Here is a 13,259-nt window from a genome sequence, read left to right as displayed (position 1 = left end):
GCGGCCCTTGTCAGCGCGACTTTCCGCCCTACGGTCGGAGCATGGCCGAAAAACCCCTCCCCTCTGCGTCCCCGACCCCCTTGGCCCGCGCCGAGCGTTTCGTCTGGCTCACGGCCCGCGTCCTCGAACAGCGCCGGTTCGCCTACCACTTCCAACGCGGTGGCGCGGATCAGGTCGAGACGGCGCTCACGGCGTACCTGAACGAGGACGGCGGGTACGGTCACGCGCTCGAACCGGATCTGCGCGGGCCCGTCAGCCAACCGCTGCACACCGCGCACGCGCTGCGGGTCCTGGACTCCATCGGCCGCTGCGGCGGGCCGCGGGTCGAGCGGATCTGCCGGTACCTCACGGCCGTGTCCACGCACGACGGCGCCCTCCCGGCGATCCACCCCTCCCAGCGGCCCTATCCCTCGGCCCCCTTCGTGCCGGTCGTCGACCAGCCGCCGAGCGCGCTGCTCTCGACCGGCCCGGTGGTCGGGCTCCTCCACCGCAACCAGGTGTGGCACGCGTGGCTGTTCCGGGCCACCGAGTTCTGCTGGTCGGTCGTGGAGTCCCTGGAGAAGTCCCACCCGTACGAGGTCCAGGCCGCCGTCGCCTTCCTCGACGGGGCCCCGGACCGCCCGCGCGCGGAGGCGGCCGCCGACCGCCTCGGCCGGCTCGTCCGGGAGCAGGGGCTCGCCGTGCTCGACCCGGACCGTCTGGAGGACTGGCCGGTGGCGGACGGGTACGCGCCCGGGGAGCACCACTTTCCGCACGACTACGCGCGCGTGCCGGACTCGCTGGCCGCGCGCTGGTTCACGGAGGAGGAGATGGCCCGCTCGCTCGACCGGCTCGCGGCCGACCAGGAGGAGGACGGCGGCTGGCCGATCCGCTGGCCCGCCTGGGCTCCCGGCACGGCCCTGGAATGGCGCCCGATCGTCACCGTCGAGGCCCTGCGCACCCTCCGCGCGCACGGGCGTTCCGTCGGCTGACGGGGCGGATGCCGGGTGTTACGGGCCGGGTTCCGGGTGTACGGGAGCAGAGCCGGGTGTACGGGCCGGAGCCGGGCCGTCCCGATCCCGTGGGTACGGCCTCCGGGCCGGGTCTCACCAGCCCAGGGCCCGTACCCCCGCCGTGACGGCGACGGCGGCGCCCACGACGACCAGGAACGGCGCCCTCAGGACGAGCGCGACGGCGGCCGCGGCGAGTCCGGCGGCCCGGGCGTCCAGGACGAGGTCGCCGCCCGTGCTGAACGTCTGCTGCGCGGTGAGCGCCGCGAGCAGGGCGACGGGGAGCAGCGCCGCGAGCCGTTGGACGAGCGGGCGTTCCAGCGCTCCGGCGGGGACGAGCAGCCCGGCGAGCTTGACCAGGTAGCACCCGGCGACGGTGAGGGCGATCGCGATCCAGACGTTCATCGGGAGTCCTTTTCTCGTCGGGCCGTGGGGCCGGTCTCGGATCCGGCCGCGGTGGTGCCAATCGTGGATCCGGTCGCGGTGGTGCCGGTCGTGGACGCGGCGCGCCGGCCGCGTGCCCAGAGCACCGCGGGCGCGGCGAGGGCGGCCGCGAGGACCGGCACCCCGGCGGGGAGCACGGGAAGCAGGCCGAGGCCGAGCAGGACGGCGAGGCCGGCGGTGGCCCGCTCGGTCGCGGACGTGAGCATGGGGGCGAGCAGGGCCAGGAAGACGGCGGGTCCGGCCGCGTCGAGCCCCCAGGCGGCGGTGTCCCCGATCGCCTCGGCGCCGAGCGCCCCGAGGAGCGTGGTGACGTTCCAGAGGACGTACAGCGTGAGCCCGGTGACGGTGAAGCCGACGCGGGCGGCCCGGCGGGACGGCTGGGCGAGCGCGACCGCCGTGGTCTCGTCGATCACCCAGTGCGCGGCGAGGGGCCTGACGGCCTTCGGCAGGGCGAGGAGCTGGGAGAGCCGCAGCCCGTAGAAGGCGTTGCGGGTGCCCAGGAAGAACGCCCCGGCGGCGGCCGTGAAGGGGTTGCCGCCCGCGGCGAGCGCGCCGACGAGGGCGAACTGCGAGGCGCCGGTGAAGACGAGCAGGCTGAGGACGCAGGTCTGGAGGAGGCCGAGCCCGGAGCCCGCCGAGGTCACGCCGAAGGCGAAGCCGGAGAGCCCGACGGCGACGCCGACGCCGAGGGCGTCGCGGACGACGGCGGCGTCGGGCTTGGCCGGGGCGTCGTCGCGTATCACGGGGGATGCTGTCTGTTCTGCCACGCCAGGGACGCTACGGCTGCCGGGCCGCTCGGGTCTTGTACGTTCTTGCGCCGGGTCGGACGGGCCGGCGGGGCCCGGCGGACAGGCGTCCGGCCCGGTCGGGTCCGGTGGGCAACCGGGTCAGCCGGACCCGCGAGACCTGCCGGGCCCGCCCGGTCCCGCGGGTTTTCCTCCGCCACGCGCGCGCTGGTAGGCGCCCGGCGGTACCCCGACGCTGCGGGTGAAGTGCCGGTTGAGGTGAGACTGGTCGGTGAAGCCGACGGCGGCGGCCGCCTCCGCCGGGCGGACGCCGGCGTCGAGCAGCCTCCGTGCCCGGCGCACGCGCGCGTCGGTGAGCCAGGTGTGCGGCGGCATCCCGTACGTGTCGCGGAAGGCCCGGAGGAGGGCGAAGGGGCTGGTGTCCAGCTCGGCGGCGAGGCGCTCCAGGGTCGGCGGCCCGGCCATCCGGCCCTCCAGGACCTCACGCGCGCGTGCCGCGTTCCGGGCGCCCGCCGAGCGGGGCGGGAGCGGGGTGATCAGGCCGCCGTGACTGCGCAGCATCCGGGCGGTGACGAGCCGGAGCAGGCTGTCGGCGGCGAGCGCGTTGCCCTCCTCGGCGGCCCGGTGGACGCCGACGACGAGCCGTGCGGCGTACGGGTCGTCGATGACGGGCGAGGTGAAGCCGGCCGAGCCGCGCAGGGCGAGGGTGTCGGCGGCGATCGACCGGACGATCTCCGCGTCGGGGTAGATCGTGCGGTAGGTCCAGCCCTCGGGGACGCCCGCGTGGCCGGTGTGCGGGGTGTCGGGGTTGACCAGGGCGATCTGGCCGGGCCCGGCGTGGACCAGTTCGTCGTGGTGGTGGAAGGCCTCGACGCCCTCGGTGATCGCGGCGAAGACGAAGGTCTCGTGGGTGTGGCGGGCGAAGGCCTTGCGGACGTAGTGGGCGTGCAGCAGGTCGACCCCGGGCAGCTCGGGGTACTGCCAGTACCGTGCCCGTTCCCCGCTCGCCATGCCTCCCATTCTGCGCCAGGGGCGCGCGGGCCCGCCGCTTTGGTCCTTTCACACCGGAGGGTGACGGCCGCAGCGCCGTCCGGACGGTTTTCCACAGGTCCCGGCGGTTGTCAGTGTCGGGGTGCACGATGGGGGCATGGTCAGGTCCGCGCTCGACTCGTTCTCCCCCGCGACCCGTGGTTGGTTCACCGGGGCCTTCACCGCGCCCACGGCGGCGCAGGAGGGCGCCTGGACCGCCATCGGGGCGGGCTCCGACGTGCTGGTCGTCGCCCCGACCGGCTCGGGCAAGACGCTGGCGGCCTTCCTCGCCTCCCTGGACCGGCTGGCGTCCGCGCCCCCGCCCGCCGAGGCCAGGAAGCGCTGCCGCGTGCTGTACGTGTCCCCGCTGAAGGCCCTGGCGGTGGACGTCGAGCGGAACCTGCGCTCCCCGCTGACCGGCATCCGCCAGGAGTCGGTGCGGCTCGGGCTGCCCGAGCCGGACATCCGGGTCGGGATCCGCTCCGGCGACACCCCGGCCGCCGAGCGCCGGACGCTCGCGACCAAGCCGCCGGACATCCTGATCACCACCCCCGAGTCGCTGTTCCTGATGCTGACCTCCGCCGCCCGCGACGCCCTCGCGGGCGTGGAGACGGTCATCCTGGACGAGGTCCACGCGGTCGCGGGCACGAAGCGGGGCGCGCACCTGGCGCTCTCCCTGGAGCGGCTCGACGGGCTGCTGCCGCGGCCCGCGCGCCGGATCGGCCTGTCCGCCACGGTCCGGCCGGTCGACGAGGTGGCCCGCTACCTGTCGCCGGGGCGCGCCGTGGAGATCGTGCAGCCGCCGTCGGGCAAGGAGTTCGACCTCTCCGTCGTCGTCCCCGTCGAGGACATGGGCGAGCTGGGCGGCTCCCCGGCCTCCGAGGGCAAGGAGGGCGGCGACAAGCCGTCGATCTGGCCGCACGTCGAGGAGCGGATCGCCGACCTGGTGCAGGCACACCGCTCCACGATCGTCTTCGCCAACTCCCGGCGTCTGGCCGAGCGCCTGTGCAACCGGCTCAACGAGATCGCGTACGAGCGGGCGACCGGCGAGCCCGTGCCCGAGGGGGCTCCCCCGGCCGAGATCATGGCCCAGTCGGGGGCGGCGCACGGCGCCCCGTCGCTGCTCGCCCGGGCCCACCACGGCTCGGTGTCCAAAGAACAGCGCGCCCAGGTCGAGGAGGACCTGAAGGCGGGCCGGCTGCCCGCCGTGGTGGCCACCTCCAGCCTGGAGCTGGGCATCGACATGGGCGCGGTGGACCTGGTCGTGCAGGTCGAGTCGCCGCCCTCGGTGGCCTCCGGGCTCCAGCGGGTGGGCCGCGCCGGCCACCAGGTCGGCGCGGTCTCCACGGGCGTGGTCTTCCCCAAGTACCGGGGCGACCTGGTGCAGGCGGCCGTGGTCACCGAGCGGATGCGGTCGGGGGCCATCGAATCCCTGCGGATCCCCGCCAATCCGCTGGACGTGCTCGCGCAGCAGCTGGTCGCGATGGTCGCGCTCGACACCTGGCAGGTGGACGACCTGCTCGCGGTGGTGCGCCGGGCGGCGCCGTTCGCCTCACTGCCCGAGTCGGCGTTCACGGGCGTCCTCGACATGCTGGCGGGGCGGTACCCCTCGGACGCCTTCGCCGAACTGCGCCCGCGCGTGGTCTGGGACCGGGTCGCCGGGACGGTCACGGGCCGGCCGGGCGCGCAGCGGCTCGCCGTCACCTCGGGCGGCACGATCCCCGACCGGGGCCTGTTCGGAGTCTTCCTGGCGGGCTCCGACCCCAAGAAGGGCGGGGGCCGGGTCGGGGAGCTCGACGAGGAGATGGTGTACGAGTCGCGGGTGGGCGACGTGTTCACGCTCGGCACCACCTCGTGGCGGATCGAGGACATCACCCGGGACCGGGTCCTCGTCACCCCCGCACCCGGTGCGCCGGGACGGCTGCCGTTCTGGAAGGGCGACCAGCTGGGCCGCCCGCTCGAACTGGGCCGGGCGGTGGGCGCGTTCCTCCGCGAGGTCGGCGCCCTCGGGGACGAGGACGCCCGGCTGCGGCTCCTCGCCGCCGGGCTCGACGCGTGGGCCGCCGAGAACGTCCTGGCGTACCTCAAGGAGCAGCGCGAGGCCTGCGGCCACGTGCCGGACGACCGCACGATCCTGGTCGAGCGCTTCCGGGACGAGCTCGGGGACTGGCGGGTCGTCATCCACTCCCCGTTCGGGGCTCAGGTGCACGCCCCGTGGGCGCTGGCGCTCGGCGCCCGGCTCGCCGAGCGGTACGGCATGGACGCGCAGGTGATGCACGCGGACGACGGCATCGTGCTGCGCCTTCCGGACGCCGACCTGATGGGCCTGGACATGGGCCTGGACCTCCTCGACCACGAGCCGGTCGACCCGAGCCGGCACGCGGACACCGCGTACGACCCGGACAAGGCGCCCGTCGGCGCGGCCGACGCCCTGTTCGACAAGGGCGAGATCGGGCAGGTCGTCACCGACCAGGTGGGCGGCTCCGCACTGTTCGCCTCCCGCTTCCGCGAGTGCGCCGCCCGCGCCCTGCTGCTGCCGAAGCGGAACCCGGGCAAACGCACCCCGCTGTGGCAGCAGCGGCAGCGCGCGGCCCAGCTCCTCCAGGTGGCGAGCGAGTTCGGCTCGTTCCCGATCGTCCTGGAGGCCGTCCGCGAGTGCCTCCAGGACGTCTTCGACCTGCCGGGCCTGACGGAGCTGATGGGCGACATCGAGGCCCGCCGGGTCCGCCTCGTCGAGGTCACCACCCCCGAGCCGTCCCCCTTCGCCCGCTCGCTGCTCTTCGGATACGTGGCGCAGTTCCTGTACGAGGGCGACTCGCCGCTCGCGGAGCGACGGGCCGCCGCGCTCTCCCTGGACTCCCGGCTGCTCGCGGAGCTGCTCGGCCAGGCGGAGCTGCGCGAGCTGCTCGACGCGGACGTCCTGACGGAGCTGGAGCGGGAGCTCCAGTGGCTGACGGAGGACCGGCGGATCAAGGACGTGGAGGGCGTCGCCGATCTCCTGCGGGTCCTGGGGCCCCTCACCGGCGCCGAGCTGGCCGAGCGCGGCGCCGAGCCGGACTGGGCGGACGAGCTGGAAACGGCACGGCGTGCCATCCGGGTGCGGATCGGGGGCCGGGAGCACTGGGCGGCGATCGAGGACGCGGGCCGGCTCAGGGACGCCCTGGGCACGGCCCTGCCGGTCGGCGTCCCCGAGGCCTTCACCGAGCCGGTCAAGGACCCGTTGGGCGACCTCCTCGCCCGGTACGCGCGCACGCACGGCCCGTTCACCTCCTCCCTGGCCGGTGAGCGCTTCGGCCTGGGCACGGCCGTCACCGACGGCGCCCTCCAGCGGCTCGCCGCGTCCGGCCGGGTCGTCCAGGGCGAGTTCCACCCCTCCGGCATCGGCCAGGAGTGGTGCGACGCCACCGTCCTGCGCCGACTGCGCCGGCGCTCCCTCGCGGCCCTGCGCCACGAACTGGAGCCGGTGCCCCCGGCGGCCCTCGCCTCCTTCCTGCCGCAGTGGCAGCACCTGGGGAGCAACAGCCTGCGCGGCATCGACGGCCTGGCCCGGGCGGTCGAGCAGCTCCAGGGCGCGCCCGTCCCGGCCTCCGCCCTGGAGAAGCTGGTCCTGCCGTCCCGGGTCCGGGACTACTCCCCGGCGATGCTGGACGAGCTGACGACCACCGGCGAGGTGGTGTGGGCGGGCGCGGGCTCGCTGCCCGGCAAGGACGGCTGGGTCTCGCTGTACCTCGCGGACGCGGCCCCCCTGCTCCTGCCCCCGCCGCACCCGCTGGAGCTGTCCGCGCTGCACGAGTCGGTGCTCACCGCCCTCTCCGGCGGGTACGGCCTGTTCTTCCGTCAGATCGCCGACCAGGTCCGGGCCACCACCCACCCGGACGCCACCGACCCCCAGCTCGCCGACGCGCTCTGGGACCTGGCCTGGTCGGGCCGGCTCACCAACGACACCCTCGCCCCGCTGCGCGCGCTGCTCGGCTCGGGCCGCACGGCCGGCTCCACCGCACACCGCGCGCGCCGCACGGTCCCCCGCGGCCGGTACGGCACCCTGACCGCGTCCGCCCGGCCGGTGTCCCGCACGGGCCCGCCCACGGTCTCCGGCCGCTGGTCGCTGCTGCCGCCGCGCGAACCGGAGCCGACCCAGCGGGCGCACGCCCTGGCCCGCACCCTCCTGGACCGGCACGGCGTGGTCACCCGGGGCGCGGTGGCCGCCGAGGGCGTGGAGGGCGGTTTCTCCGCCGTGTACCGGATCCTGGCCGCCTTCGAGGACAGCGGCCAGGCCCGCCGGGGCTACGTCGTGGAAGGTCTCGGCGCGGCCCAGTTCGCGATGGACGGCGCGGTGGACCGGCTGCGGGCCGCGGCGACCGCCCGTGACCGGGGCGTCGAGGCGGCGGCCGGTCCGCGCGCCCTCGTCCTCGCGGCGGCCGACCCGGCGAACGCGTACGGGGCCGCCCTGTCCTGGCCCGAGCCGCCGACCGGCGCCGGGCACAAACCGGGCCGCAAGGCGGGCGCGCTGGTGGTCCTGGTCGACGGCGAGCTGACGCTCTACATGGAGCGCGGCGGCAAGACGCTCCTGTCCTGGCCGACCGATCCGGACGACCCGGCCCTGACGGCGGCGGCCGAGGCCCTGGCCGCGTCCGCCCGCGCGGGCTCCCTGGGCACGGTCACGGTGGAGCGGCTCAACGGCGCCGCGGCCCTGACCTCCCCGCTGGCCCGCCCCCTGGAGGCGGCGGGCTTCCTGGCCACCCCGAGAGGCCTGCGCCTGCGCGCCTGACGCCTGCCCGGCGGATCACGGTCGGAGGCCGCGCGCCGTGCCCCTCGATCCGCCGGACGGGCCCCGCCCACCACCCACAGCCCACCGCCCCAAGATCCCGGAACCGTCCCCGAAGGAGGGCCGTGCCCGAAGGAGACACCGTCTGGCAGGTCGCCCGCCGTCTGCACGCCGCACTCGCCGGGCGGGTGCTCACCCGCTCGGACCTGCGGGTGCCCCGGTTCGCCACGGCCGACCTCACCGGCCGCACGCTCCTCGACGTCACCCCGCGCGGCAAGCACCTGCTCGCCCGGATCGAGGGCGGCCTCACCCTCCACACCCACCTGCGGATGGACGGCGCCTGGCGGGTGTACGCCACCGGGGAGCGCCCCCGCGGCGGCCCCGAGCACCAGATCCGGGCCGTCCTCGGGAACGCGGAGTCCACCGCGTACGGCTACCGGCTCCCGATCGTGGAGCTCCTGCGCACCGATGAGGAGTCCCGCGTCGTGGGCCATCTCGGCCCGGACCTGCTCGGCCCCGACTGGGATCCGGAGGAGGCCGTGCGCAGACTGACGGCCGATCCGGCGAGGACGCTCGGGGAGGCCCTCCTCGACCAGCGCAACCTGGCCGGCATCGGCAACATCTACAAGTCGGAGCTGGCGTTCCTCGCCTCCGTCACCCCCTGGCTCCCCGTGGGCGAGCTGGAGCCCGACGTCCCCGCCCGCCTGGTGGCGACCGCCCACCGTCTGCTCGACCTCAACAAGGACCACCCGGATCAACGGGTCACCACCGTGCGCCGCCCCGGCACCCCGCTCCACGTCTACGGCCGCGCGGGCCGCCCCTGCCTGCGCTGCGGCGCCCGGATCCGCAAGGCGGAACTCGGGGACCGGGTCACGTACTGGTGCCCGGAATGCCAGAAGGGCCCGCACCGGCAGGACGCCGGCACGAGCCCGTCAGTCTGATCGTCCGGTCATGGGTCCGCCACAACCCCACAACCGCGGCAACACCTCACCCGTCCGCCACAGCCCCACAACCGCGGCAGCGGGTCCTGCCCCACTCCGCTCACGCCGACCCGGATCCCGCTCCCCGCCACCGGCGCCACGGCGCCCTGCCGAGGCGCCGGACGAGCGCGCCCGGCGGCCCCGAGGAGGCGGCCACGTGCACGGGCAGCAGGCTCAGACCCCAACCACTCGCGGCCATCACGCCCTCGACCGGCCCGGTCTCGCCCGGGACGAGCAGCAGGCGCAGGACCGCCCACCACCAGAGCCCCCCGGCCGCCAGCCCGACCGCGACCAGCGCGAGCGTTGCCGACGGGAACCGTCGCCGTACCATGGCCGCCTCCCGCGGTCGACGCTAGACCGGCAGGATCACCCTGCGGGAGGGCGCACCGGGGCCCGCCCCGGCGCGCACCGCACGTATCAGCACGCCCCGGCCCGCCTCAGACGCTCTCCGCCTGGAACATCCACGCGTGCTTCTCGAGCTCGCCCGTGAGGGCGATCAGGATGTCCTGGGTGACCGGGTCGGGGTCGCCGGTCGCGTCGATCCGCTCCCGCATCCGGGTGGTGACGGCCCCGAGGGCATCGACGAGGATCTGCACCGCCTCCACATCCTTGATCCAGCCCTCCGGCACCGTTCCGATCGCGCTCGACGACGCCACGGTCGCGGCTCGTCCGTCCGGGTTGACGCCCAGGGCGGAGGCACGTTCGGCCACGGTGTCGGAGTGCGTGCGGGCCGTGGTGACCACCTCGTCCAGCTGGAGGTGGACGGAGCGGAAGCGCGGTCCGACGACGTTCCAGTGCACCTGCTTGGCCACCAGGGAGAGGTCGACAAGGTCGACAAGGGCTCCCTGGAGGGCGTCGCCGACCGTCTTGAGGTCGGCCTCGGACAGCGTGCTCTTCACGACAGACATGTGGAATCTCCAACCAGTCGAACGTTTCCCCACCATGGCACGGCTCACCAGAACCCGGCATCTCAAACAAACCTGCCCAAACAAATCCGGAAAAGGATGAAGCCCCGGTCGGCGTCCCTGTGGGGACACGACCGGGGCTGCACTCCCGTTTCGGGTCAGGCGGCGACGACGTCGACCGCTTCCGCGGGCGCCTTGATGGTCACCCGCTCGGTGGGCACACCCGCCACCGACGTCACCGACACCGAATTGAGCATCGGACGAACCGGTGCCGGCACCTGTTCGCTCGCTGCTGCCGACTCGGCCAGTTCGGCCAGCGACAGCTCGTCGCTCACTTCGCGCATGAGCTCGGACATCCGTACGTCCAACGCGTCGCAGATCGCGGAGAGCAGTTCGGAGGAAGCCTCCTTCTGCCCCCGCTCCACCTCGGAGAGATAGCCGAGCGAGACTCGGGCGGAGGAGGAGACTTCGCGCAGAGTACGGCCCTGGCGCTGGCGCTGCCGACGCAGCACGTCACCCAGCAGGCGACGGAGCAGAATCATCGGTGGCTCCCTCCTCGGACCGCGTAGCCGCATCCTTCACGCCCCACCGTACCGCCTCGCGCCGCGGCCGTGCGGGGAGCGATGTCGTGTTCACTCAGGGCTGCAAACATCAATTCCCCCCGTTCTGTTCCGTATCCTGTGCCCGCACATTTCCCGAGAGTTCCTCGCGAAGCAGTTCGAGCACGATCCGTACGCTCTCCCTACGGATTTCCCCGCGGTCGCCGTTCAACCTCAACGGGACCACTTTCCCGGTCGGAGACCCCACCGGGATCCCCTCCGGGGACCCTGCCGGAGACCCCGCACGGGACACGCCCCCGGCCGGGCCCGCGACCGCCACGTAGACGGTTCCGACGGGCTGCCCGTCCTGCGGGTCCGGGCCCGCGACCCCGGTCGTCGCGAGGCCCCAGTCGGCGCCGAGCCGGGCCCGTACACCGGCCGCCATCTGCGACGCGACCTCGGGATCGACCGCTCCGCGCTCCGCGAGCAGGGCCGCGTCGACGCCGAGGAGTTCGTGCTTGAGGGCGGTGGCGTAGGCGGTGACCGACCCGCGGAAGGACGCCGAGGCGCCGGGGACTCCGGTGAGCTCGGCGGCCACCAGGCCGCCCGTGAGCGACTCCGCGACGGCCAGCGTCTGGCCGCGTTCGGCGAGCAGCGCGAGCACCCGGGCCGCCTCCGTCATCGTGCCGCCGCCTCCGACCGCTCGGCGGCGGCCCGCTCGGCGGCGAGGCCCCGGCGCCGCAGCACGACGGCCTGGCGCACGTAGTCGAGGCCGGTGAGGACCGTCAGCACGACGGCCACCGTCATCACCCAGAAGCGGAGGGTGGCGAGCGGCCCGGTGAGCATCAGCACGTACATGCCGACGGCCGTGCCCTGGGCCAGGGTCTTCATCTTGCCGCCGCGGCTGGCGGGGATGACCCCGTGCCGGATGACCCAGAACCGCATCAGGGTGATCCCCAGCTCCCGGGCCAGGATCACCGCGGTCACCCACCAGGGGAGATCCCCGAGCGCGGACAGGGAGATCAGACCGGCCGCCATGATCGCCTTGTCCGCGATCGGGTCGGCGATCTTCCCGAAGTCGGTGACCAGGTTGTACGTACGGGCGAGGTGCCCGTCGAAGACGTCCGTGATCATGGCCACCGCGAACGCCGCCCAGGCCCAGGCCCGCCACGCGGGGTCGTGCCCGCCGTCCTGGAGCAGCAGCACCACGAAGGCCGGCACGAGCACCAGCCGGATCATGGTGAGGATGTTCGCGATGTTCCACAGGCTGGCCTGGTCGACGGCCGCCGCGCCCAGCTTGCCGCGGGGCGTCGGCCTACCGGTCCCGCCCGTCGCGGACGCCGGGACTCCGGTCATCTGCCCGCCTCCTCGAAAAGACACTCGGCCACCAGGTCGACGCCCTCCGTCCCGACGACCTTCGCCCTGACCATACGGCCCGGGGCCAGGTCGGGGTCCGTGCCGTCGGCGGTGACGAGGACCACCTGCCCGTCGGTCTCGGGGGCCTGGTGGGCGGCGCGGCCGATCCAGCCGTCCTCCTCGTCCAGGGACTCGACCAGTACCTCCAGGGTCTCTCCGATCCGCTCCTCCGCGCGCTGGGCGGTGAGCTCCTCGGCGAGCCGGGAGAGGTGGGCGAGCCGCTTGTCGACCACTTCCTGGTCGAGCTTGTGCTCGTACGTGGCGGCCTCGGTGCCGTCCTCGTCGGAGTAGCCGAAAACGCCGATGGCGTCGAGGCGCGCGTGGGTGATGAAGCGTTCCAGCTCGGCGAAGTCCGCCTCGGTCTCGCCGGGGAAGCCGACGATGAAGTTGGAGCGGGCGCCGGCCGTGGGGGCCTTGGAGCGGATGGTCTCCAGGAGCTCCAGGAAGCGGTCGGTGTCGCCGAAGCGGCGCATGGCCCGCAGCACGTCGGGGGCGCTGTGCTGGAAGGAGAGGTCGAAGTACGGGACGACCTTCTCGGTGGAGGTGAGGACGTCGATCAGGCCGGGGCGCATCTCGGCGGGCTGGAGGTAGCTGACGCGGACGCGCTCGATGCCGTCCACGGCCGCCAGCTCGGGCAGCAGGCCCTCCAGGAGGCGGATGTCGCCGAGGTCCTTGCCGTAGGAGGTGTTGTTCTCGGAGACCAGCATGATCTCCTTCACGCCCTGCTCGGCGAGCCAGCGCGTCTCGTTCAGCACGTCCGAGGGGCGGCGCGAGACGAAGGAGCCGCGGAAGGAGGGGATGGCGCAGAAGGTGCAGCGGCGGTCGCAGCCGGAGGCCAGCTTCACGGAGGCGACGGGGCTGGCGTCCAGGCGCCGGCGGAGCGGCGCGCGCGGGCCGGAGGCGGGCGCGAGGCCCTCGGGCAGGTCGGCCGGGGCGTCGGTGGGCGCCTCGGCGCCGTCGCCGTGCCCCGGCAGGGCCACGGCGGCCGCGGCCTCCTGGCGCTCCACGGGCGAGAGCGGCAGCAGCTTGCGCCGGTCGCGGGGGGTGTGGGCCTCGACGCTGCCGCCGCTGAGGATGGTCTGGAGGCGGTTGGAGATGTCGGCGTAGTCGTCGAAGCCGAGGACGCCGTCGGCCTCCGGGAGGGCTTCGGCGAGCTCCTTGCCGTACCGCTCGGCCATGCAGCCGACGGCGACGACGGCCTGGGTCCGGCCGTGGTCCTTCAGATCGTTGGCTTCGAGCAGGGCGTCGACGGAGTCCTTCTTGGCGGCCTCGACGAATCCGCAGGTGTTGACGACGGCGACATCGGCTTGCTCGGCGTTCTCGACGAGCTCCCAGCCGTCCGCTGCCAAGCGGCCTGCGAGCTCCTCCGAGTCCACCTCGTTACGGGCGCAGCCAAGAGTGACAAGGGCGACGGTACGGCGTTCGGGCATGGGCTCAAGACTACTT

At 74.4% G+C, this 13,259-nt stretch carries 12 protein-coding genes; 3 read left to right on the top strand and 9 right to left on the bottom strand.

What is annotated here, in order from left to right; translation table 11 throughout:
- The first annotated feature begins 41 nt into the window (after positions 1–41).
- Positions 42–971 carry a hypothetical protein gene (locus tag CP977_RS25575; protein WP_062751900.1) on the top strand — a complete coding sequence of 310 codons (930 nt, stop codon included), beginning with the start codon at positions 42–44 and terminating at the stop codon, positions 969–971.
- 114 nt (positions 972–1,085) lie between these two features.
- Here the strand turns inward: CP977_RS25575 and CP977_RS25570 are convergent, their stop codons facing one another.
- The 3 genes from CP977_RS25570 to CP977_RS25560 form a co-directional block, all read right to left on the bottom strand.
- Positions 1,086–1,394, bottom strand: coding sequence for an AzlD domain-containing protein (locus tag CP977_RS25570; protein ID WP_062751901.1), 309 nt, complete (start codon positions 1,392–1,394; stop codon positions 1,086–1,088).
- Positions 1,391–2,200 (bottom strand): AzlC family ABC transporter permease, encoded by an 810-nt coding sequence (locus CP977_RS25565; RefSeq protein ID WP_062751902.1) that lies wholly within the window; start codon positions 2,198–2,200, stop codon positions 1,391–1,393. The genes CP977_RS25570 and CP977_RS25565 overlap by 4 nt, the downstream gene beginning before the upstream one ends.
- A gap of 120 nt (positions 2,201–2,320) precedes the next feature.
- The gene (locus CP977_RS25560; protein WP_183953396.1) at positions 2,321–3,190 is read right to left on the bottom strand and encodes an AraC family transcriptional regulator; all 870 of its coding nucleotides are present in this window, start codon (positions 3,188–3,190) and stop codon (positions 2,321–2,323) included.
- Positions 3,191–3,326: 136 nt separating this feature from the next.
- On the opposite strand from CP977_RS25560, the gene CP977_RS25555 reads away from it, so the two are divergent.
- Positions 3,327–7,976: an Lhr family ATP-dependent helicase gene (locus CP977_RS25555; protein ID WP_152370866.1), complete on the top strand. Its 4,650-nt coding sequence runs from the start codon at positions 3,327–3,329 to the stop codon at positions 7,974–7,976.
- A 122-nt stretch (positions 7,977–8,098) separates the two neighbouring features.
- Entirely contained in the window at positions 8,099–8,914 is an 816-nt protein-coding gene (locus CP977_RS25550) for an Fpg/Nei family DNA glycosylase (protein ID WP_109184144.1), read from the top strand.
- A gap of 100 nt (positions 8,915–9,014) precedes the next feature.
- On the opposite strand, the gene CP977_RS25545 is transcribed toward CP977_RS25550, so the two are convergent.
- From CP977_RS25545 to rimO, 6 genes are all read right to left on the bottom strand, one after another.
- Positions 9,015–9,284, bottom strand: coding sequence for a hypothetical protein (locus tag CP977_RS25545; RefSeq protein WP_109184143.1), 270 nt, complete (start codon positions 9,282–9,284; stop codon positions 9,015–9,017).
- 106 nt (positions 9,285–9,390) lie between these two features.
- Entirely contained in the window at positions 9,391–9,861 is a 471-nt protein-coding gene (locus CP977_RS25540) for a Dps family protein (protein WP_062751905.1), read from the bottom strand.
- Between the two features lie 155 nt (positions 9,862–10,016).
- On the bottom strand, positions 10,017–10,400 hold the full coding sequence (locus CP977_RS25535; protein WP_030221417.1) for a helix-turn-helix domain-containing protein: 384 nt from the start codon (positions 10,398–10,400) through the stop codon (positions 10,017–10,019).
- A 109-nt stretch (positions 10,401–10,509) separates the two neighbouring features.
- On the bottom strand, positions 10,510–11,079 hold the full coding sequence (locus tag CP977_RS25530) for a CinA family protein (RefSeq protein WP_062751906.1): 570 nt from the start codon (positions 11,077–11,079) through the stop codon (positions 10,510–10,512).
- Positions 11,076–11,753 (bottom strand): CDP-diacylglycerol--glycerol-3-phosphate 3-phosphatidyltransferase, encoded by a 678-nt coding sequence (gene pgsA, locus CP977_RS25525; RefSeq protein WP_062751907.1) that lies wholly within the window; start codon positions 11,751–11,753, stop codon positions 11,076–11,078. Before pgsA ends, CP977_RS25530 begins: the two co-directional genes overlap by 4 nt.
- A complete protein-coding gene (gene rimO / locus CP977_RS25520; RefSeq protein WP_062751908.1) occupies positions 11,750–13,243 on the bottom strand; it encodes a 30S ribosomal protein S12 methylthiotransferase RimO in 1,494 nt (497 codons plus the stop codon). The genes pgsA and rimO overlap by 4 nt, the downstream gene beginning before the upstream one ends.
- Positions 13,244–13,259: the final 16 nt, after the last annotated feature.

The organism is Streptomyces cinereoruber (genome assembly GCF_009299385.1).
Taxonomy (GTDB): Bacteria; Actinomycetota; Actinomycetes; order Streptomycetales; family Streptomycetaceae; genus Streptomyces; species Streptomyces bikiniensis.
Note: the sequence above shows the minus strand (reverse complement) of the source record. Positions and strands in the feature narration are given on the sequence as shown.

Coding starts and splice junctions, on each gene's coding strand:
- rimO (WP_062751908.1), bottom strand. CDS start 13,243: ATGCCCGAACGCCGTACCGTCGCCCTTGTCACTCTTGGCTGCGCCCGT.
- CP977_RS25535 (WP_030221417.1), bottom strand. CDS start 10,400: ATGATTCTGCTCCGTCGCCTGCTGGGTGACGTGCTGCGTCGGCAGCGC.
- CP977_RS25575 (WP_062751900.1), top strand. CDS start 42: ATGGCCGAAAAACCCCTCCCCTCTGCGTCCCCGACCCCCTTGGCCCGC.
- CP977_RS25540 (WP_062751905.1), bottom strand. CDS start 9,861: ATGTCTGTCGTGAAGAGCACGCTGTCCGAGGCCGACCTCAAGACGGTC.
- CP977_RS25530 (WP_062751906.1), bottom strand. CDS start 11,079: ATGACGGAGGCGGCCCGGGTGCTCGCGCTGCTCGCCGAACGCGGCCAG.
- pgsA (WP_062751907.1), bottom strand. CDS start 11,753: ATGACCGGAGTCCCGGCGTCCGCGACGGGCGGGACCGGTAGGCCGACG.
- CP977_RS25555 (WP_152370866.1), top strand. CDS start 3,327: ATGGTCAGGTCCGCGCTCGACTCGTTCTCCCCCGCGACCCGTGGTTGG.
- CP977_RS25545 (WP_109184143.1), bottom strand. CDS start 9,284: ATGGTACGGCGACGGTTCCCGTCGGCAACGCTCGCGCTGGTCGCGGTC.
- CP977_RS25570 (WP_062751901.1), bottom strand. CDS start 1,394: ATGAACGTCTGGATCGCGATCGCCCTCACCGTCGCCGGGTGCTACCTG.
- CP977_RS25560 (WP_183953396.1), bottom strand. CDS start 3,190: ATGGCGAGCGGGGAACGGGCACGGTACTGGCAGTACCCCGAGCTGCCC.